Annotated in this window: 17 protein-coding genes; 10 read left to right on the forward strand and 7 right to left on the reverse strand. The window is 58.3% G+C overall.

Features of this window, described 5'->3' with window-relative positions; all coding sequences use genetic code 11:
* Positions 1 to 103 precede the first annotated feature (103 nt).
* Positions 104 to 1,168: a heat-inducible transcriptional repressor HrcA gene (hrcA, locus tag ACR0BF_RS09780; protein ID WP_480494022.1), complete on the forward strand. Its 1,065-nt coding sequence runs from the start codon at positions 104 to 106 to the stop codon at positions 1,166 to 1,168.
* A gap of 10 nt (positions 1,169 to 1,178) precedes the next feature.
* Positions 1,179 to 1,742: a nucleotide exchange factor GrpE gene (locus tag ACR0BF_RS09785; protein WP_480494021.1), complete on the forward strand. Its 564-nt coding sequence runs from the start codon at positions 1,179 to 1,181 to the stop codon at positions 1,740 to 1,742.
* Positions 1,743 to 1,798: 56 nt separating this feature from the next.
* Here ACR0BF_RS09785 and mutS read toward each other — a convergent pair whose 3' ends face one another.
* Positions 1,799 to 4,414 carry a DNA mismatch repair protein MutS gene (mutS, locus tag ACR0BF_RS09790; protein ID WP_480624891.1) on the reverse strand — a complete coding sequence of 872 codons (2,616 nt, stop codon included), beginning with the start codon at positions 4,412 to 4,414 and terminating at the stop codon, positions 1,799 to 1,801.
* A gap of 161 nt (positions 4,415 to 4,575) precedes the next feature.
* Between mutS and ACR0BF_RS09795 the strand changes: the two genes are divergently transcribed.
* Both ACR0BF_RS09795 and ACR0BF_RS09800 read left to right on the forward strand, forming a co-directional pair.
* Positions 4,576 to 6,831, forward strand: coding sequence for an NADP-dependent malic enzyme (locus ACR0BF_RS09795; protein ID WP_480494020.1), 2,256 nt, complete (start codon positions 4,576 to 4,578; stop codon positions 6,829 to 6,831).
* Between the two features lie 3 nt (positions 6,832 to 6,834).
* Positions 6,835 to 7,707 carry a ribokinase gene (locus ACR0BF_RS09800; protein WP_480518221.1) on the forward strand — a complete coding sequence of 291 codons (873 nt, stop codon included), beginning with the start codon at positions 6,835 to 6,837 and terminating at the stop codon, positions 7,705 to 7,707.
* Here the strand turns inward: ACR0BF_RS09800 and msrA are convergent.
* From msrA to ACR0BF_RS09820, 4 genes are all read right to left on the reverse strand, one after another.
* Positions 7,704 to 8,375, reverse strand: a complete 672-nt coding sequence (msrA, locus tag ACR0BF_RS09805) for a peptide-methionine (S)-S-oxide reductase MsrA (protein WP_480474382.1) — start codon at positions 8,373 to 8,375, stop codon at positions 7,704 to 7,706. The genes ACR0BF_RS09800 and msrA overlap by 4 nt on opposite strands.
* Before the next feature lie 256 nt (positions 8,376 to 8,631).
* Positions 8,632 to 8,913, reverse strand: coding sequence for an SCP2 sterol-binding domain-containing protein (locus ACR0BF_RS09810; protein WP_267363740.1), 282 nt, complete (start codon positions 8,911 to 8,913; stop codon positions 8,632 to 8,634).
* 79 nt (positions 8,914 to 8,992) lie between these two features.
* The gene (locus ACR0BF_RS09815) at positions 8,993 to 9,397 is read right to left on the reverse strand and encodes a DUF1810 domain-containing protein (RefSeq protein WP_480624892.1); all 405 of its coding nucleotides are present in this window, start codon (positions 9,395 to 9,397) and stop codon (positions 8,993 to 8,995) included.
* A 32-nt stretch (positions 9,398 to 9,429) separates the two neighbouring features.
* Positions 9,430 to 10,656 (reverse strand): argininosuccinate synthase, encoded by a 1,227-nt coding sequence (locus ACR0BF_RS09820; protein WP_209506894.1) that lies wholly within the window; start codon positions 10,654 to 10,656, stop codon positions 9,430 to 9,432.
* 141 nt (positions 10,657 to 10,797) lie between these two features.
* On the opposite strand from ACR0BF_RS09820, the gene ACR0BF_RS09825 reads away from it, so the two are divergent.
* Both ACR0BF_RS09825 and ilvA read left to right on the forward strand, forming a co-directional pair.
* Positions 10,798 to 11,559: a hypothetical protein gene (locus ACR0BF_RS09825; protein ID WP_480624799.1), complete on the forward strand. Its 762-nt coding sequence runs from the start codon at positions 10,798 to 10,800 to the stop codon at positions 11,557 to 11,559.
* A gap of 58 nt (positions 11,560 to 11,617) precedes the next feature.
* Positions 11,618 to 12,844, forward strand: a complete 1,227-nt coding sequence (ilvA, locus tag ACR0BF_RS09830; RefSeq protein ID WP_480624800.1) for a threonine ammonia-lyase IlvA — start codon at positions 11,618 to 11,620, stop codon at positions 12,842 to 12,844.
* Here ilvA and ACR0BF_RS09835 read toward each other — a convergent pair.
* Positions 12,841 to 13,170 carry an Hpt domain-containing protein gene (locus ACR0BF_RS09835; protein ID WP_480624801.1) on the reverse strand — a complete coding sequence of 110 codons (330 nt, stop codon included), beginning with the start codon at positions 13,168 to 13,170 and terminating at the stop codon, positions 12,841 to 12,843. The genes ilvA and ACR0BF_RS09835 overlap by 4 nt on opposite strands.
* Positions 13,171 to 13,332: 162 nt before the next feature.
* Between ACR0BF_RS09835 and ACR0BF_RS09840 the strand changes: the two genes are divergently transcribed.
* Positions 13,333 to 14,607, forward strand: coding sequence for a PP2C family protein-serine/threonine phosphatase (locus ACR0BF_RS09840; protein WP_480518211.1), 1,275 nt, complete (start codon positions 13,333 to 13,335; stop codon positions 14,605 to 14,607).
* Here ACR0BF_RS09840 and ACR0BF_RS09845 read toward each other — a convergent pair.
* Positions 14,604 to 15,047 carry an NUDIX hydrolase gene (locus ACR0BF_RS09845; RefSeq protein WP_480518209.1) on the reverse strand — a complete coding sequence of 148 codons (444 nt, stop codon included), beginning with the start codon at positions 15,045 to 15,047 and terminating at the stop codon, positions 14,604 to 14,606. The genes ACR0BF_RS09840 and ACR0BF_RS09845 overlap by 4 nt on opposite strands.
* A gap of 76 nt (positions 15,048 to 15,123) precedes the next feature.
* On the opposite strand from ACR0BF_RS09845, the gene hslO reads away from it, so the two are divergent.
* Genes hslO through ACR0BF_RS09860 form a run of 3 tightly spaced genes read left to right on the forward strand, consistent with a single transcriptional unit; the run spans position 15,124 to position 17,850 of the window.
* Positions 15,124 to 16,110 carry an Hsp33 family molecular chaperone HslO gene (hslO, locus tag ACR0BF_RS09850; protein ID WP_480506871.1) on the forward strand — a complete coding sequence of 329 codons (987 nt, stop codon included), beginning with the start codon at positions 15,124 to 15,126 and terminating at the stop codon, positions 16,108 to 16,110.
* A complete protein-coding gene (locus ACR0BF_RS09855; protein ID WP_480482502.1) occupies positions 16,103 to 16,699 on the forward strand; it encodes a CoA pyrophosphatase in 597 nt (198 codons plus the stop codon). Before hslO ends, ACR0BF_RS09855 begins: the two co-directional genes overlap by 8 nt.
* Complete coding sequence (locus tag ACR0BF_RS09860) at positions 16,696 to 17,850, forward strand: CCA tRNA nucleotidyltransferase (RefSeq protein WP_480624802.1); 1,155 nt, start codon at positions 16,696 to 16,698, stop codon at positions 17,848 to 17,850. The genes ACR0BF_RS09855 and ACR0BF_RS09860 overlap by 4 nt, the downstream gene beginning before the upstream one ends.
* Positions 17,851 to 17,863: the final 13 nt, after the last annotated feature.

Consider the following 17,863-nt stretch of genomic DNA (forward strand, 5'->3'; position numbering starts at 1 on the left):
TTTGTTTGCTGGGTTGGGGATACCGCCCCGCAGCGTTACGATGCAACCCCGATTGACCTTTCATTTGCCTGCTATTTAATGATGAACCAGCAGGGGAAAACGCATGAGTGAAGCGAGCAAAATTCTGGACGAGATGAACGACCGGTCGCGCGAGGTGTTCCGGCTGATCGTTGAAAGTTATCTGGAAAGCGGAGAGCCGGTCGGAAGCCGAACCCTGACGCGCAGCCTGTCGGAAAAGGTCAGTGCCGCAACCGTGCGCAATGTGATGCAGGACCTGGAGTTTCTGGGTCTTCTGGACAGCCCGCATATCAGCGCGGGTCGGGTACCGACGCAGCAAGGACTGCGTATGTTCGTGGACGGTTTACTTGAGGTTGGCGATCTGGGCGTCGACGACAAGCAAAAACTTGAAGAAACATTAGGCTCTAACGCGGGCGATGTTGGCGGAATGCTGGATCGGGTCGGGTCAGCTTTGTCACACCTGACGCAAGGTGCGTCGCTGGTCCTGACACCAAAGCATGAAGCAGAAATCAAGCATATCGAGTTTGTTTCCTTGGGGCATGACAAGGCTTTGGTGGTTCTGGTCTTTTCGGACGGCCATGTCGAAAATCGTCTGTTCACTCCACCACCCGGCCAGACGCCCAGTTCGATGCGCGAGGCCGCGAATTTTCTGAATGCGCTGATCGAGGGGCGCACGCTTAGTGAAGTACGCCGTCAGATGCAGAAACAGATTCAAGCGCGCAAGCAGGAAATCGATGTATTGGCGCGCGAGCTGGTCGAAAGCGGGCTGGCCGCTTGGGACGGAGACGGAGCCGACTCGGCTCGTCTGATCGTGCGGGGACGGGCGAATCTGTTGAACGAACCCGGCCAGGCCGGAGAGCTGGAGCGCATTCGCAGCCTGTTTGATGATCTGGAACGCAAGCGCGACATCGCGGATTTCCTTGAATTGACGGAAAGCGGCGAGGGTGTGCGCATTTTTATTGGGTCTGAGAACAAACTTTTCTCACTTTCGGGTTCCTCTTTGGTGGTGTCTCCATATATGAACGCTGATCGAAAGATAATCGGTGCGGTCGGGGTCATCGGGCCCACGCGTCTGAATTATGGACGGATCGTGCCGATCGTGGATTATACGGCGCAACTGGTCGGCAAGCTGATATCCGACCGGAGCTAGAGGGTAAGAGATGGCAGAGCCCAAGAACGAAGATTTTCTGGACGATATCATGGCGGCAGAAGCGGAAGAGCTGGCCGAGGAGTTTGCTGAGATCAGTGACGAGGCGCTCGAGCTGGACGAGCTGCGCGCCGAGCGGGATGAGTATAAAGACAAATTCATGCGCGCGCTTGCCGATGCCGAGAACGCACGCAAACGTGGCGACAAGGCGCGCCGCGATGCCGAGCAGTATGGCGGTTCCAAGCTGGCCCGTGATATGCTGCCCGTTTACGACAACATGAAGCGCGCACTTGAGGCCGCGACTGACGAGCAGAAAGAGGTCGCCGCCGGGCTGCTGGAGGGCGTCGAACTGACCATGCGTGCCCTGAAGGATGTGTTCCAGAAACACGGGATCGAAGTGATTACGCCCCAGGTTGGCGACCGGTTTGATCCGAATGTGCACGAAGCAATGTTCGAGGCCCCGGTGCCGGGCACGCGGGCAGGGGACATCATTCAGGTGTCTGCCGAGGGTTTCATGCTGCACGACCGCCTGTTGCGTCCGGCTCAAGTCGGGGTCTCTTCAACGCCAGCAAGCTGATTGGCTTTTCAAAGCCAAGCCTTCGGCGAGAGTATTTTTGAAAAGATGAAGGGCGGTCAGGATCTGGCCGCCTCTTTCAGTTTGTAGATCAGATCCAGCGCTTCGCGCGGGGTCAGTTCGTCGGGCAGGACACCCTCCAATATCTTGGTCACTGGCGAAGTTTTCGGTGCGGGCGGGGGTGGCGGCGCGGCTGCTGAGAACAGCGGCAGGTCATCAATCAGCGCTTTTTGTTTGCCGCCTTCGCGTTCGGTTTTTTCAAGCTGGTCCAGAACCATCCGGGCACGTTCGACAACAGAAGCGGGTAAACCGGCTAGTTGCGCAACCTGCACCCCATAAGACCGGTCAGCCGCGCCCTTGTGAACCTCGTGCAGGAAGATGACTTCGCCATCCCACTCTTTGACCGCTACGGTGGCGTTATCGACACCTTCGAGTTTACCGGCCAAAGCCGTAAGCTCATGATAATGCGTGGCAAACAATGCGCGACATTTGTTGGCCGCGTGTAGGTGTTCCAATGTGGCCCAGGCAATCGAGAGGCCATCATAGGTGGCGGTACCACGGCCGATTTCGTCCAGGATCACCAATGCACGGTCATCGGCCTGATTCAGGATGGCGGCGGTTTCCACCATTTCGACCATGAACGTCGACCTCCCCCGCGCCAGATCGTCCGAGGCTCCTACGCGGCTGAACAGCTGACTGATGACGCCGATATGCGCCTCTTCGGCCGGGACATAGCTGCCCATTTGGGCAAGCAGTGCGATCAGGGCGTTCTGGCGCAGAAAGGTTGATTTACCGGCCATGTTCGGACCCGTCAGTAACCATATAGCCGCACCGTCTTGGACACTCAGATCGCAATCATTGGAAATGAATGCACCGCCACTTTGCTGCCGGAGGGCGTGTTCCACAACCGGATGGCGACCACCCTGCACATTGAATGCGCGAGAGCCGTCAACCTTTGGACGGCACCAGTTTTCACCCCGCGCAAGATCAGCCAAGGCGGTCGTCAAGTCCAGTTCGGCAAGCCCGCGGGCGGCCTGATTCAATCGGGCAGCGAGGTCCAGTATCGCGCCAGAAAGCCTTTGATAGAGCCGCTTTTCAATCTCCAGCGCCAGATTTCCGGCGTTCAGGATACGAGTTTCGATCTCGGACAGTTCGACGGTTGTAAACCGCACCTGGTTGGCTGTCGTCTGGCGATGAATATAGGCTTCGCTAAAGGGAGGGTTCAGCATCTTTTCGGCATGGGTGGCCGTGGTTTCGATGAAATAGCCCAGCACGTTGTTGTGCTTGATTTTCAGCGAGGTGATGCCGGTGTGTTCGACGTATTTTCGTTGAAACCCGGCGATGACGGACCGGCCTTCGTCGCGCAGGGTGCGGGCCTCGTCCAGTTCAGTATCAAAACCTGGCGCGATAAAGCCTCCGTCGCGGGTCAGAAGCGGGGGTTCGGCCACCAGCGCTTCGTCCAGCAAAGTCAGCAAGTCATCGAAACCAACAAGGTTCTGAAGCGCGGTCGCCAGCAACACAGGCAAATCCTGATCGGTGCAGATTTCGGCAATCGTGGCCGCCTGTGTCAGCCCGTTGCGTATGGCTGTCAGGTCACGAGGTCCGCCGCGCTCGAGTGACAAACGCGACAGGGCGCGGTCCAGATCCGGGGTTTTGCGCAAGGCTTCGCGCAGATCAGACGCGATCAAGCTGTCACCAGCGGCGAAACTGACTGCGTCAAACCGGGCATGGATCACATCCAGATTTCGAGAAGGGCTTGAAAGCCGCTGTTCCAGCAATCGCGCGCCGCCGGGGGTAACAGTCCGGTCAACGACAGAAAGAAGCGATCCTGCGCGCCCGCCAGACAGGGAACGGGTCAGCTCAAGGTTTCGACGCGTTGCAGCGTCGATCTGAACGACTCGATCCTCAGTTTCTTTCAGCGGCGTTTGTAGCAGGGGCAGTTTGCCCTTTTGCGTAATCTCCAGATAGTCGATCAGCGCACCCATCGCGGACACTTCGGCGCGGCCGAAATTGCCGAACGCGTCCAAGGCACCCACGTGAAACAGCCCGCAGATGCGCTTTTCCGCCGCCGTGCTGTCGAAACTGGCGCGCCCGACCGGCGTCAGTGAAATCCCCAGATCAAGCAGCGTTTCGTTCAGCTTTTCCTGCGTTCCATCGGCCACGATCAGTTCGGAGGGCGCAAGCCGGGCAAGCTCGGGGCTGAGCCGGACCGAGGTCAGGGGCATCACGTGAAACGCGCCCGTTGATATATCCGCCCAGGCAAGCGCGGCCTCGTCCCGGACCTCGGCATAGGCAGCCAGAAAGTTGTGTCGGCGCGCCTCAAGCAACGCATCCTCGGTCAGTGTTCCAGGCGTGACGAGTCGCACGACATCACGTTTTACGACCGATTTAGAGCCTCTTTTCTTTGCTTCAGCCGGGCTTTCCAACTGTTCGCAGACCGCAACGCGAAAGCCCTTGCGGATCAGGGTCAGAAGGTACCCTTCGGCTGAATGCACCGGCACGCCGCACATCGGGATGTCTTCGTCATTGTGCTTGCCGCGCTTGGTCAGCGCGATATCCAGCGCCTCGGCAGCGTTGACGGCATCCTCGAAAAACATCTCATAGAAATCACCCATGCGATAAAACAGCAGGGCATCCGGGTGGGCCTCTTTGATTTCGAGGTATTGCGCCATCATTGGCGTGACTGTGGACAAAAGCGGCCCCCTTTTGGCGTATTCCGGGCGCGACCTTACAAATCCCGCATCTTCTGTAAAAGCCGAAAACTCATTCTCGTTGAGGCGGGCGTTCTCCTGCGCTATGAGGCGTCAGCCCTGAAGTCATGGAAACGACATTTAAGATGCCCAAAGCGAAGATCACCAAAGAAGAGGCATTGGCCTTTCACCTGGACCCCACCCCCGGCAAGTGGGAGGTGCAGGCCACCGTCCCCATGACAACGCAGCGAGATCTGTCGCTGGCCTACAGCCCGGGTGTGGCCGTTCCCTGCGAGGCTATCGCGGAAAACCCGGAAACGGCCTATGATTATACCAACAAGGGCAACCTGGTGGCCGTAATCTCGAACGGGACGGCGGTGTTGGGCCTTGGTAACCTCGGCGCGCTGGGCTCGAAACCGGTGATGGAAGGCAAATCGGTCCTGTTCAAACGGTTCGCCGACGTGAACTCGATCGATATCGAGCTGGACACCGAAGACCCGGACGAATTCTGCCGTGCAGTGCGTCTGATGGGGCCAACCTTTGGCGGCATCAATCTGGAAGACATCAAGGCGCCCGAGTGTTTCATCATCGAACAGCGACTGAAGGAAGAGATGGACATCCCCGTCTTTCACGATGACCAGCACGGCACGGCCGTGATCTGTGCGGCGGGCCTGCTGAACGCGCTGCATATCTCGGGCAAGAAGATCGAGGACGTGAAAATCGTTCTGAATGGCGCAGGTGCCGCGGGGATTGCCTGTATCGAACTGCTCAAGGCAATGGGCGCGCGGCACGAAAACTGCATTGTCTGCGATACCAAGGGCGTGATCTATCAGGGCCGGACAGAGGGCATGAACCAGTGGAAATCGGCCCACGCGATCACAACCGACTTGCGCACATTGGAAGACGCGATGAAGGGGGCGGATGTGTTCCTGGGCGTTTCGGTGAAAGGCGCGGTCACGCAGGATATGGTTGCCAGCATGGCCGACAATCCTGTCATCTTTGCGATGGCCAACCCCGACCCCGAGATTACTCCAGAAGAAGCGCACGAGGTTCGCGTGGATGCGATCGTTGCCACCGGGCGCAGCGATTATCCAAACCAGGTCAATAACGTTCTGGGCTTCCCCTACCTGTTCCGAGGCGCGTTGGACATTCACGCCCGCGCCATCAATGATGAGATGAAGATCGCCTGCGCCCACGCACTTGCCAATCTGGCGCGCGAGGATGTGCCGGATGAGGTCGCCATGGCCTATGGCAAGTCGCTGACCTTTGGGCGTGACTATATCATCCCTACTCCGTTCGACCCGCGTTTGATCCACCGTATCCCGCCGGCCGTTGCAAGGGCGGGGATGGACACCGGTGCCGCGCGCCGTCCGATCATCGACATGGACGCGTATGAGCTGAGTCTGAAATCCCGGATGGACCCGACCGCCAGCATCCTGCGCGGTTTGAACGCCCGTGCGCGTCAGGCGCAAAGCCGCATGATTTTCGCCGAGGGCGACGATCCCCGGGTATTGCGCGCAGCGGTCATGTATCAGCGGTCAGGTTTCGGCAAGGCGCTTGTGGTGGGTCGGCCAGACGATGTTAAGGCCAAACTGGAAGCCACGGGCCTGGGCGACGCTGTACGCGAAATCGAGGTCGTGAATGCCGCCAATACCACGCATCTCGAAACCTATTCGAACTTCCTGTATCAGCGCTTGCAGCGTAAGGGATTTGACCGCAAAGATATTCACCGTCTGGCCGCACGGGACCGGCATGTGTTTTCGTCGCTGATGCTGGCCCATGGGCATGGTGATGGTCTGGTCACCGGCGCAACCCGCAAGTCTGCGCATGTGCTCGACCGGATCAACCATGTGTTTGATGCCGATGCCGCCAATGGTGCCGCCGGTGTGACAGCTTTGCTGCATAAAGGCCGGATTGTCCTGATTGGCGACACACTGGTGCATGAATGGCCTGACGAAAACGATCTGGCGAATATTGCCGAACGTTCGGCCGCAGTTGCCCGGCATATGGGGTTGGAGCCCCGCGTGGCTTTTGTCAGCTTCTCAACTTTTGGCTATCCGGTGTCAGAACGTGCTGAAAAGATGCACCGGGCCCCGGCTGTGCTGGATCGGCGCGGCGTTGACTTTGAATACGAGGGTGAAATGACGGTGGACGTTGCCCTGAACGTCGAACAGCAAACGGCCTATCCGTTCTCGCGCCTGACCGGTCCGGCGAATATCCTGATCGTTCCGGCCCGGCATTCGGCATCAATCTCGACCAAGCTGATGCAGGAAATGGGTGGAGCCACCGTGATTGGCCCGATCCTGTCAGGCATCGACAAGCCGATCCAGATCTGCTCGACCGTCTCGACCGCGAACGATATTCTGAATATGGCCATTCTGGCCTCTTGCGACATCGGATAAATCATGACGATCTGGAATCTCGGCTCGATCAACGCGGATATGGTCTATGACCTGCCGCATCTGCCTGCGCCGGGGGAAACCCTGGCCGCCCGTCGGCTGGATCGGTTTCTGGGCGGCAAGGGGGCCAACATGTCGGTGGCCGCTGCGCGTGCGGGATCACGCGTCAGCCATATAGGTGCCGTGGGGCCCGATGGGCGCTGGGCCAAGGATCGACTAACAGAATATGGTGTGGATACACGCCATATCTCTGAGGTGGATGTTCCCACGGGCCACGCCATCATTGCGGTGGATGCCGAGGGTGAAAACCTGATTATCCTGTATCCCGGCGCCAATCACGCATTGGAACCCGCCCATCTGGGGCAGGCGCTGGCCTCGGCAAACACCGGTGATCTGCTGATCTTGCAGAATGAAACCAATGCCCAGGTCGAAGCGGCGCAGCTGGGGCGCAAGCTTGGCTTGACCGTCTGTTATGCCGCAGCCCCGTTTCAGGCACAGGCCGTTCAGGGCGTTCTGCCTTTTCTGGATTTTCTGATCCTGAATGAGGTGGAGGCCGAGCAACTGCGTCAGGAAACCGGTCTGAGCATCGCCGATCTGCCTGTTCGGCATGTCATCGTTACCCTCGGCTCAAAAGGCGCGAGGTACTTGCAGCAGGGCAACGATCCGGTCGAGTTTCCCGCGCATAAGGTGCGGGCGGTGGATACCACAGGGGCAGGCGACACCTTCACCGGCTATGTGCTGGCAGGCATGGATCGCGGAATGCCAATGGAACAGGCCATATTGCAGGCAAACCGCGCCGCAGCTCTGATGGTCATGCGGCACGGAACGGCGGATGTCATTCCCGATCTGAAAGAAGTGCGTGACGCATCCTTTGACTAGGACCCTGCAAATGGCGCTTCCCCGCCCCAAAGCTGCTTGACGCGCGCGTCACGACCACAGGCTTTGCGATACGCTTTGTAGGCGTTGTGCTGACGCTTTGGTCCAAAGCGGGTAAGGACCAGTTTGTTGCCTTTGTAATAATTCTGATGATACGCCTCGGCGGGGTAAAAGGGTCCTGCGCTCAGAACCGGGGTGACAATGGTCTGCCCCAGCGCTTGCTGCGCGTCTGTTTTGGCTTGTTCCGCCAGCGCCTTTTCTCCTGTGTTAGAGACGAATATCGCAGTTCGATAGCTTTCGCCCCGGTCGCAGAACTGGCCACCGGCGTCTGTCGGGTCAACCGACCGGAAAAACATGCTCAGCAACGATGCGCGAGAGACCCGCGCCGGATCGAACGTGATCTGAACCGCCTCGTAATGGCCGGTCCCCCCTTTTGAAACCTGATCATATGTCGGGTCCGCAGATGTCCCGCCGGTGTACCCCGACACCGCATCGATAACGCCGGGCACGGATTCGAAATCGGATTCCACGCACCAGAAACACCCTCCGGCCACCGTCAGCGTTTCGGTTCCTGCAGCCGGGGCAGGCAGCGCGCGCAACAGGGCAGCCAATGCAATCAGTGTAAACAGAAGGGCTGGTCTGACGGTTTCGAAATAAGCAGTCCGCATCATGTCAGGTCTCCTTTTAAGATGAGATTGACGCGGGTTCGACCGCCTTGCAATTGCCTGTCATGCAATGTCACGCGCTGGTGAGACGAGTTTATCGTCTGCGATCACCTGTATACGGCTCATTTGAAGGGTGGGCGAAACCTCCGCTCATTTGCAACAGATCATGCGCGATAGGTATCCCGATGCGGAACTGCGATACACCGCGGGTGGAACCGCCAGTCTGGCTGGACTCGGACCAAAGGCCAGCTTTGCGGCAAATTCAGCCCAGCAGTTGCCCCAGCTTCATCGCAACACCCATATTGCCCGAGATCTTGAGCTTGCCCAAAGCAACGCCGGTCATCGGGTTCAGCTTTCCGGTCAGCAGCTTGGTCAGGTTTTCCTGCGAGATGCGGATTGTGCAATCCGTGTCCCGGTCCTGCGTCGATGCCTGATTGTCCGCCAGAACAATCACACCGTCCGCGCCGCAATCGAATTTGAGCGAACCGTCAAAGCTTTTGCCGTTCAGCCCTTTTTGAATTCCATCGGCGATGTCCTGAAGCATTCGGGATCCTTTCACGGTTTCCGAATGCGTAATGCGTCAGGTGCCGAACAGGCAAGGCTGACCCAACTGGAACTTCTGATCACGATGCGCCGAGGATCTGAACCGTCCGGTCACAAGGCTTACCGCCATAGAAGGCGTCCAGAACAGCACGAAACTCGGGCGGAGCATCTGCCACAGACGAAAACAATGTCATCGAAGATCGCAGCTTTTTCGCGTCAATCCCGCCCAGAACGTCGCTGGCATCGCGTCCTGCGTGCAGCAACATCAGCGAGGCCGCCTGCCTAAGCCGGTCGCGCAGTTCCGGGTGGTTCAGATAGCGTGTCGCCTCGTCCAGATCTTCAATGCCGTAGAGCTGTGCCATATGGGATTGACCTAGCTCGGCCAGTTGTGGAAACACGAACCACATCCAGTGGCTGGTTTTCTGCCCCTGTTCAAGTTCGCGCAGGACATCGGCCCAAACCGTGTCCTGCGCCTCGATGAACATGTCGAGTTCGTCGTCGCTATCGTCTTCGTCGATCACTTGGACAAGCGCTTGTTGCGCGCAGCCAGCAGTTTCAGACGCAGGGCATTCAACTGGATAAAGCCTGCCGCATCTTTCTGATCGTACGCACCTGCATCCTCTTCGAAGGTCACATGCGCCTCAGAGTACAGCGAATGATCCGACCAGCGACCCACGGTCGAGGCCAGACCTTTGTACAGCTTCACGCGAACGGTGCCGGTGACATGCTCTTGCGACCTGTCGATGGCGGCTTGCAGCATCTCGCGCTCGGGGCTGTACCAGAAACCGTTATAGATGAGTTCCGCATATTGCGGCATCAGCTGGTCTTTCAAATGCATCGCGCCACGGTCCATGGTGATGGATTCAATGCCGCGGTGCGCTTCCAGCAGGATGGTGCCGCCGGGTGTCTCGTAGATACCGCGCGACTTCATGCCTACAAAACGGCCTTCGACCAGGTCCAGACGGCCAATACCGTGCTTGCCGCCGTATTCGTTCAGCTTGGTTAGGATCGTAGCCGGGCTCATCGCTTCGCCGTTGATGCTGACCGCGTCGCCTTTTTCAAAGCCGATCTCGATGAACTCAGGCTCGTTCGGGGCGTCCTCGGGGTGGACGGTGCGCTGATAGACATAGTCGGGCGCCATATCGGCAGGGTCTTCCAGAACCTTGCCCTCGGATGAGGTATGCAGCAGGTTCGCATCGACCGAGAACGGCGCCTCACCACGCTTGTCCTTGGCAATCGGAATCTGGTTCTGCTCGGCGAATTCAAGCAGCTTGGTACGGCTGGTCAAATCCCACTCGCGCCAAGGGGCGATCACCTTGATATCGGGGTTCAGCGCATATGCTGCCAGCTCGAACCGGACCTGGTCATTGCCTTTGCCGGTTGCACCATGGGCGACGGCATCAGCACCGGTTTCGGCAGCGATCTCAATCAGGCGTTTCGAGATCAGCGGCCGCGCGATCGAGGTGCCCAGCAGGTACAGACCTTCATATTGCGCATTGGCACGGAACATCGGGAACACGAAATCGCGGACAAATTCCTCGCGGATATCCTCGATATAGATGTTCTCGGGCTTGATCCCCAGCAGTTCGGCCTTTTGGCGCGCGGGCTCCAGCTCCTCGCCCTGACCCAGATCGGCGGTGAAGGTCACGACCTCACAGCCATACTCGGTCTGCAGCCATTTCAGAATGATCGAGGTATCAAGGCCACCGGAATAGGCCAGAACAACTTTCTTGGGCGCGGACATCTGACTTCCCTTTATGCGTAGAACGATTGGCCCCTAGCGGGTTTTGGACGCGGGGGCAAGTTGTGAGGATTGACGCAGTACCTGAAATGGGGTGAAACGGGTGCAGAGAATAACAAGCATTGGTTGAAGGGGCGGTTTCAAATGTTGGGATGGCAGATTTTCTTGCATTCTGTGCGGATGGTATTTGGAAACATCAAGCAGGCGCTACAGATAACGGTTGGCCCTGCTCTAATTGCGACAATCATCATCGTGGGCGTGTTTTTGGCGCTTGGTATTCCGCTTGAGGCGCTTGAAGACAACACAGGCGCGTTGCCGCCAGGTGCAACCGCAGGTTCAGCCTTTGTCTTTGTGGTCGTTTTACTGGCGGTAATGTCCGTTACCATGTTCTGGATCGCGGTGTCATGGCACCGCTTCATCCTGATGGAAGAATATCCCACGGGAATACTCCCGACATTCCGCTTCGACAGGATTCAGGCCTATTTCGGTCGCTTTCTGATGTTGGGAATTTTGATGGCCATTGCATTCCTTCCGATGGGCTTTGTTATGTCAGCACTGAGTGGCGGCTCATTCGGATTCGCGCTTGTCGCTGTTTATGCCATCTTTCTGGTTGTCTGCTTTTATCGCCTTTCTATCGTCTTGCCAGCGGCAGCTATCGGGCACCCGGCGACTCTGGCAGATGTATGGAACAGCACTCAGGGTGCATCGGGGGCTATTATTGTTCTTTTGATCGTGAATTTTCTGTTCCAATTTCTGGTTCAGCTAATATTCACCGGGTTGGCGTTTATTCCTCTGTTAGGCATCTTACTGACATTGTTTTTTGGAATGCTGATCCTGCCGTTGATCAACGTCAGCATCCTGACAACCATGTATGGCGTCTTTATTGAAAAACGCCAACTCTCCTGACCCGCGTACACATATGTATTCCTTGCCCTTATCGCGCTGATGGGGCAGGGAATGCCGCATGACTGACTTCATGACTCGCGCCCGCGCCGCCGAAAAGGCGATGCGCTCTGTGTTCCCGGCAACGCCGTTGCAGCGCAATGCCCACCTGTCCGAACGTTATGGGGCGGATATCTGGCTCAAGCGCGAAGACCTGAGCCCGGTGCGCTCCTACAAGATCCGCGGTGCCTTTAACGCCATGCGCAAGCAGCAGGGGCAGGACCTGTTCGTCTGTGCCAGTGCGGGCAATCACGCGCAGGGCGTGGCCTTCATGTGCAAGCATCTGGGCGTCCGGGGCGTGATCTTCATGCCGGTCACGACGCCTCAGCAGAAGATCCAGAAAACCCGCATTTTTGGCGGGGATAACGTCGAGATTCATCTGATCGGTGACTATTTCGATGACACGCTCGCTGCCGCTCAGGCGTGGTGCGTACAGCAGGGCGGGTATTTCCTGTCGCCTTTTGACGATGCCGATGTGATCGAAGGGCAAGCCTCGCTGGCGGTTGAAATCGAAAGGCAGATGGGCGGTGCGCCCGATCACATTGTACTTCCCGTGGGCGGAGGCGGCATGTCCGCCGGCGTGGCCACTTGGTTCGGGGACCGCACCCATTGCCTGTTCGTCGAACCGGCCGGAGGGGCCTGTCTGCGCGCAGCCCTCGCAGCAGGACACCCTGTTTCGCTGGATCGAGTAGATACCTTTGTCGATGGCGCGGCGGTCGGGCGGATCGGTGAAAAGCCGTTCGAGTTGTTGAAATCACGTCACCTGTCGGATGTTCTGGTCCTGTCCGAGGATCGTATCTGCACCACCATGATTGAGATGCTGAATGTTGAAGGCATCGTGCTGGAACCTGCGGGGGCGCTGGCGATCGAGGCAGTAGGCGATATCCAAAGTTTTGTTCGCGGAAAGACCGTGGTCTGCCTGACATCCGGCGGCAATTTCGATTTCGAACGCCTGCCCGAGGTCAAGGAACGTGCGCAGCGTTATTCCGGTGTGAAAAAGTACTTCATCCTGCGCCTGCCGCAGCGACCCGGCGCCCTGAAGGAGTTCCTGAATATTCTCGGCCCCGAGGATGACATCGCGCGGTTTGAATACATGAAGAAATCGGCGCGCAATTTCGGTTCGGTTCTGATCGGGATCGAAACCCGCAAGCCCGAAAACTTTATGCGCCTGTTTGCCCATCTGGACGATGCCGGGTTCACCTATACCGACATCACCGAGGACGAGACGCTGGCACAGTTCGTGATCTAGTTCAGGTTCTTGTTCAGCTCGGCTTCAAACACGGTTTTTGAGCTGTCGAAAGCGGCCAAAAGCGCCGGCAGATCAACCTCGGCCCCTTTCCCTCCCGCCGCCTGCCGTTCCCCATCCTGGCAGAGTTTCGAGAATTGATCGAACCCCAGGCTCAACGCGCTGCCTTTCAGGAAATGCAGGTTCTGTTCCAGCTCGGCCCGGTTGGTATCGCGGCGCAGGCGGGTGATCACGTCCTGCACCTCTTCCAGAAATATCTCCACCACCTCATCGAATTCCTCGGGGCCGACTTCATCCCGCAACTGCCTGACTCTGGCCCAGTGGATCATCCTATACACCAGCTAATGAATGGTCATGGTTCTGAATAGACGCGTCCGGTAAAAAGCAGGTTAACGGGGCCACGCTTCGGCAATCGTCACTCTTCACCGGATGTTAAATCAGTCGGCGATAGGTTCGCCATAAGTGACGAAACTCATCAGAGCAGAGGGTAAATGGTGCCGGGGGCGAGTCTTGAGGAAACCAGAACTGATCTGGATTTCGGCGCGATCCGCACGGTGCTGGTGGTGGATGACAGCCGCCTGCAACGGCGCATTCTGGTGGCCTCGCTCAGGAAATGGGGGTTCGAGGTGATCGAGGCCGATACAGGCCATGCCGCTTTGGCGCTTTGTGTCGATAATCCGCCCGATCTTGTGCTGAGCGACTGGGTCATGCCGGGGATGAGCGGCCTTGAATTCTGCTGTGCCTTTCGGGCCTTGGAAACGGATCAATACAGCTATTTCATCCTTCTGACATCCAAAAGCGAAAAGCAGGAAGTCGCGCGCGGTCTGGATGCCGGGGCCGACGATTTTCTGATCAAGCCGCTTGAGGCGGACGAACTGCGCGCCCGGATTTCAGCTGGTGCGCGCATTCTGGACATGCAGCGCGAGCTCTCCCAGAAAAACCGCCTGATTGAATCCGCGCTCAAGGAACTCAGGCTTGCGCATGACGCGATCGACAAGGACCTGATGCAGGCGCGGAAAATTCAGGAATCGCTGGTTCCCGAACTGACCCGGACATTCGGCAAATCGCGGGTCAGTTTGTTGCTGAAACCTTGTGGTCATATCGGCGGTGATCTGGTGGGGATGTTCTCGCCCGGGGTGAACCGGCTTGGGTTCTACAGCATCGACGTATCCGGGCATGGTATCACCTCGGCCATGATGACGGCGCGATTGGGGGGGTATCTGTCCAGCAAACATTTTGACCAGAACGTCGCGATGGAGCGGAGGTTCGACAAGTTTTACGCACTTCTACCACCGAAACATGTGGCTGAAACGCTCAATTCCCGGCTGATGGCCGATGAAGGTATCGAAGAGTATTTTACGATGATCTACGCCATCGTCGACCTGCGCAACGGGCATCTGAAGATGGTGCAAGCCGGGCATCCGCATCCCCTGCTGCTGCGGCAGGGTGGTCGCGCCGAGTTTCTTGGTGACGGAGGCTTGCCCATAGGATTGATCGAAGATGCGCGCTTTCAACAAATCGAAACGCAGATGCAGCCCGGCGACAAGCTGCTGTTGTACTCGGACGGGTTTACAGAATGCCAACTGGCTGGTGGAGGTTTGTTGGACGAAGACGGTTTGCGTCAGATGGCCCAACAGAGCATCTCGGAAAGGGGCGGGTCAGAGTTTCTGGACGACTTGTTCTGGCGTTTGACGCAAGTGATGTCACCGAAAGACGGTATCGGAGACGACGTCTCGGCCGTCTTCTTTGAATATAACGGACCTTAAAGCGAGCCGAGGTGTATTTCGGCAAAATGCCGGTCACCGTCATTTCCCAATAAACCGACGGCGTCGGCGGTTTCCATCCACAACGCTTCGTGAAACGCCTCGGTCGGCGGGCCTATGCGGCGTACGGGGTGGGCGCGATAGATCAGGCAGACCTTCTCGGCCCACAGGTCGTATTCCGGCATATAAGTGAAGCGTCGAAAGGCGCCAATCCGTCGAGGTGCAGCAATAAGCCACCCGGTTTCTTCAAAGACTTCACGATGCAGGGCGGTAACAGGTGATTCGCCCGGATCAATACCACCGCCGGGCAATTGCAGGTCGGGTCCGGGTTCTGTCTGGCAGGTCAGCAAAAGGTGACTTCTGCGGGGCAAAAGTGCGTAAACACCGACCCGTCGCGTGTATTTCCGCCCCGGCTCTGGGGTTTCACCGAACCGCCTGATCATGTATGGCCCCTTAAAACCTAATCTGTTCGACCTATATGGTGCCGGTATGCCAACCTGTGGCGCGTAAGGAAACCCCATGTCTCTTGGAACGAAAATCGCGTGGGACGATACCGTCCTGCCCTTTCAACTCGATGTATCGGATATGCGTGGCCGTGTGGCTCGTCTGGATGGTGTGCTGGATGGCATCCTGAAGCAGCATGACTACCCCGAACAGGTCGAGGCGCTGGTGGCCGAGATGGCCCTGCTGACCGCATTGATCGGGCAGACGGTTGCGCTGCGCTGGAAGCTGTCGTTGCAGGTGCAGTCCAAGGGGCCGGTGCGCATGATTGCGACCGACTATTACGCACCCAAGACCGAAGGCCACCCTGCGCAGATCCGGGCCTATGCCAGCTTTGACCGTGAACGTCTAACCAATTCAGCACCCTTCGACCAAGTGGGCGAGGGGTACTTTGCCATCATGATAGATCAGGGCAAAGGCACGCAGCCCTATCAGGGCATCACTCCGCTGACCGGGGCCTCTCTCAGCGCCTGCGCCGAGGCCTATTTTGCGCAGTCCGAACAGCTGCCAACCCGGTTCTCGCTGAGCTTTGGCAAATCGACCGAGCCCGGCGTGAATGAACACTGGCGTGCCGGTGGTATCATGTTGCAGCATATGCCCAAAGCCTCGCCATTCGCCGCCTCGGGGGAAGGCAATGGCGAGATTCTGACCGCCAGCGATCTGGTCGACGGCGAAGAGGGCGAAAACTGGGGCCGGGTCAATATCCTGCTGGACACAGTCGAGGATCTTGAGTTGATCGGTCCTTCAATTGCGCCGACTGAATTGTTGGTCCGGCTATTCCACGAAGAACAGCCACGGGTCTATGATGCGCAGTCCGTGCAGTTTGGCTGCACCTGCTCCGAAGACCGGGTACGGCAGAGCCTGTCGATCTATTCGGCAAAGGACCTCGAAAAGATGACGACGCCCGAAGGTCAGGTCACTGCCGATTGCCAGTTCTGCGGCGCACATTACGTGCTTGATCCGTCAACGGTTGGCTTTGAAGCCGAAGACCGCAAGGGTGCTTGACCCGATTGAACAGATCCGGACGGCACTGCGCCGTCCCGGTCACGGGTCCAGCGACTTTGACCTGAACCCGGACACTGTCCTGCCGCCCGGGCGCCGCCTGCGCCCGGCGGGGGTTCTGGTTGCAATCTCGCTTGCAGATGACACCCCTCGGGTGATTCTGACGAAACGGTCCTCGGCCCTCAAACACCATCCGGGTCAGATCGCGTTCCCCGGCGGCAAACAGGATGAAGGGGATGCAGATGTCACGGCTACGGCCCTGCGCGAAGCACAGGAAGAGATTGGTCTTCCCGCGGATCTTCCAGAAATTCTGGGTTACCTGCCGACGCATGAAACAGTCACCTCTTTCACGGTTACACCCGTGGTGGCCGTTCTTCGAAAGGGATTCCAACCTGTTCCGGAACCCGGCGAAGTCGACGAAGTCTTTTCGACCCCCCTTGCGCATCTCTTGAATCCCAAGAACTATCTGGTTGAATCGCGCCGCTGGCGTGGCCAGAAACGCAGATATTACACAGTTCCGTACGGCCCTTATTACATATGGGGCGCGACGGCCCGCATATTGCGCGGGCTTGCTGCACGGGTGAATGAATGATGCAGATTGAAGAACTTTGGGTCAGCGAACCGGCGACCCAAAAGGTATGCGCCGCCCTGACCTCATCCGGGGCGCAAGCGCTTTTTGTGGGCGGGTGCGTGCGCAATGCGCTGCTGGGCGCGCCGGTTTCGGATATCGACATTGCCACTGACGCCCGGCCTGAACAGGTTGTCGAGATGGCGCAGGCTGCGGGCCTCAAGGCCATCCCCACCGGTATCGACCATGGCACGATTACTGTGGTCAGCGCCGGTATCCCGCACGAGATCACCACTTTCCGGCGTGACGTCGAAACTGATGGCCGCCGCGCCGTCATCGCCTTTTCCGATCACGTCGAAGAAGATGCCGCGCGGCGCGACTTTACCATGAATGCGCTTTATGCACTGCCAGATGGCACCGTGTTAGACCCGCTTGGCGGGCTTCCCGACCTTCAGGCCCGGCGCGTGCGGTTCATCGGCGAGGCTCAAGATCGCATTCGCGAAGACTATCTGCGGTCACTGCGCTATTTCCGGTTTCACGCCTGGTATGGTGACCCGGATGCCGGTTTCGACCCGGACGCGCTGGCGGCCATTGGTGCCAATCTTGATGGGCTGACCTCGTTGTCGCGGGAACGCGTCGGGGCCGAGCTGCTGAAACTGCTGGGCGCACCCGATCCGGCCCCATCCATTGCGACGATGCGCAGCACCGGCGTATTGGCGCAATTGCTGCCGGGCGCGGATGACCGGTCGCTGGCACCGCTGGTCGCTTTGGAACATGCTGCAGGTGCCGAGCCGAACCCCCTGCGCCGTCTGGCGGCTATCGCGACGCCCGATGATGCCGCAACCCTGCGCCTGAGCCGTTCGCAACTGCAACGCCTGACCGGAATGCGGACCGAAGCACAGTCAACCACCAGCGTGGCTGAACTGGGCTATCGGTATGGTGACGAAGGCGGGTTGAACAAAACCCTTTTGCGGTGCGCCTTCTTTGAACAAGCCTGGTCCGAAAACTTCAGACAGGACCTGCACGCAGGTGCAGCCGCGCGTTTCCCGATACAGGCCAAGGACCTGATCCCCGGGTTCACCGGCCCGGCGCTGGGCCAGAAACTGGCCGAGCTTGAAAGCCTCTGGATCGCGTCGGGTTTTGAGCTGTCACGCGAAGACTTGCTTGCAAGCTGATGTTTAGTCTCAA

The organism is Ruegeria sp. AG7, assembly GCF_056541545.1.

Coding starts and splice junctions, on each gene's coding strand:
- hrcA (WP_480494022.1), top strand. CDS start 104: ATGAGTGAAGCGAGCAAAATTCTGGACGAGATGAACGACCGGTCGCGC.
- ACR0BF_RS09785 (WP_480494021.1), top strand. CDS start 1,179: ATGGCAGAGCCCAAGAACGAAGATTTTCTGGACGATATCATGGCGGCA.
- mutS (WP_480624891.1), bottom strand. CDS start 4,414: ATGATGGCGCAATACCTCGAAATCAAAGAGGCCCACCCGGATGCCCTG.
- ACR0BF_RS09795 (WP_480494020.1), top strand. CDS start 4,576: ATGCCCAAAGCGAAGATCACCAAAGAAGAGGCATTGGCCTTTCACCTG.
- ACR0BF_RS09800 (WP_480518221.1), top strand. CDS start 6,835: ATGACGATCTGGAATCTCGGCTCGATCAACGCGGATATGGTCTATGAC.
- msrA (WP_480474382.1), bottom strand. CDS start 8,375: ATGATGCGGACTGCTTATTTCGAAACCGTCAGACCAGCCCTTCTGTTT.
- ACR0BF_RS09810 (WP_267363740.1), bottom strand. CDS start 8,913: ATGCTTCAGGACATCGCCGATGGAATTCAAAAAGGGCTGAACGGCAAA.
- ACR0BF_RS09815 (WP_480624892.1), bottom strand. CDS start 9,397: ATGTTCATCGAGGCGCAGGACACGGTTTGGGCCGATGTCCTGCGCGAA.
- ACR0BF_RS09820 (WP_209506894.1), bottom strand. CDS start 10,656: ATGTCCGCGCCCAAGAAAGTTGTTCTGGCCTATTCCGGTGGCCTTGAT.
- ACR0BF_RS09825 (WP_480624799.1), top strand. CDS start 10,798: ATGTTGGGATGGCAGATTTTCTTGCATTCTGTGCGGATGGTATTTGGA.
- ilvA (WP_480624800.1), top strand. CDS start 11,618: ATGACTGACTTCATGACTCGCGCCCGCGCCGCCGAAAAGGCGATGCGC.
- ACR0BF_RS09835 (WP_480624801.1), bottom strand. CDS start 13,170: ATGATCCACTGGGCCAGAGTCAGGCAGTTGCGGGATGAAGTCGGCCCC.
- ACR0BF_RS09840 (WP_480518211.1), top strand. CDS start 13,333: ATGGTGCCGGGGGCGAGTCTTGAGGAAACCAGAACTGATCTGGATTTC.
- ACR0BF_RS09845 (WP_480518209.1), bottom strand. CDS start 15,047: ATGATCAGGCGGTTCGGTGAAACCCCAGAGCCGGGGCGGAAATACACG.
- hslO (WP_480506871.1), top strand. CDS start 15,124: ATGTCTCTTGGAACGAAAATCGCGTGGGACGATACCGTCCTGCCCTTT.
- ACR0BF_RS09860 (WP_480624802.1), top strand. CDS start 16,696: ATGATGCAGATTGAAGAACTTTGGGTCAGCGAACCGGCGACCCAAAAG.